Raw genomic sequence first — 1,434 nt, forward strand, 5'->3', positions numbered from 1 at the left:
AGTAATGCCAGTCAGTTAAGCTGACTGGTATTTTTATTTTTGTTAGATGGGTATTTTGATGGTTTGGGTTTTAACCATCTTTTATAGCTTCTTTCTTCACGCCTTTGTGGCAATTTAAAGTAACCTAACTGCTCTATTAATAACGTGTAGTGCTTGGGAATATTCCCAGGTGATGTCAGTGGTATCGTTGCAAAATACTGGGTGACTGCCATTGAACAACTCGCAAAACTTAGTTGATTTGGTAACACACTATCGAGCTTGCTCGCAGCCTCTGTCATCGCTTGTCTTATGAGGTTATATGCCAGTAATATCCCCCATAATTCTTGCTCTATCATATCGGGCCGTTTGCTTCTCAAGGTATATTTACTGTTCAATAGTGTTTGTTTCATTTCTCTAAAGCCAAGTTCTATTTCCCAGCGATAACAATATAATTCAACCATTTCCTCACTGGGAAAGCGCATTGGGTCAATCATAGACGTCAGAATGCGATAAGTTTTTCCTTTAATCGTTTTAGTAACCAAGCGAGCATCAACATGAGCAGGTAAATCAGCAAATTTCTTTCTAGATTGCGGGGTCGACGTCAACCGTATCTGTAAGTCATTCGGGCTTATTTTCTTTACCACTTCAAACTGAAGATCTTTGCGTGCGGGTATCATCCAGTGGCGTTGTTTTCCTGCTTGTTGCCAACGATTTAGTAGCCCAAGAGAATAATACCCTTTATCAAATATCGTTAACGAGTTATCGGGTGTTTGCTCAATAAGCTGTTCAGCGAGTACCATTTCGCTGGTTCTATAATCAGAGAATGCACTGTTGATAAGTTGATGGCTGGTGACTTCCATATGACAAACCATACGTATTTTCGGAAAGATATTTTCACTGCGCCCATTGCTTTGAGCTTTAAATGTTTCATGGTTTTCAGGTGTATCTGTTGTCCGCCAGACAACCCCATCTACAGCGAGTAAATTGAGCCCTGCCCATGTTTCAAACTTATCGCTTTGATAACTTTGCTTTGCCATTGCTAGGAATACTTGTTTAACGGCTTCTGAGCCTAGACGCTGCCTAGCTTGCACGATTGCACTGGGTGCCAGTAAAGGTTTTTTATCAGGTAACATAATGTCCATTTGAGTCGCTATATCCCAAACTGAACGTTGTCTGAATAAGCTCATGCCAATGATTGACCATAGTACAGCCTCTAAAGGTAGACGGCGTTTTCTAATGGTTGCTACACCGGCCTGTTGAAAAGCGTGTTCAATTAATTCAGGGGAGAGTATTTCGGCGTACTTTTCAAATGTGTGAAATGTGTTGCATGCATCGAGGGTAGCAGCTAATTCGTGAGCAAGTTGCATAAAAAATCCTATGACCTGTGATCATAGGATTCTGATCTCATTTTACCGATCGTCAAGCTTTTTATTACTTAACTGATCGGCATTACTC

The 1,434-nt window shown here is 40.8% G+C and carries 1 protein-coding gene; it reads right to left on the reverse strand.

The window, feature by feature from the left end; translation table 11 throughout:
- Positions 1 to 11 precede the first annotated feature (11 nt).
- Positions 12 to 1,346 (reverse strand): IS4 family transposase, encoded by a 1,335-nt coding sequence (locus I6F41_RS17885; protein WP_182684616.1) that lies wholly within the window; start codon positions 1,344 to 1,346, stop codon positions 12 to 14.
- Positions 1,347 to 1,434: the final 88 nt, after the last annotated feature.

The organism is Pseudoalteromonas sp. SCQQ13, from assembly GCF_015864415.1.
GTDB classification, from domain to species: Bacteria; Pseudomonadota; Gammaproteobacteria; order Enterobacterales; family Alteromonadaceae; genus Pseudoalteromonas; species Pseudoalteromonas nigrifaciens.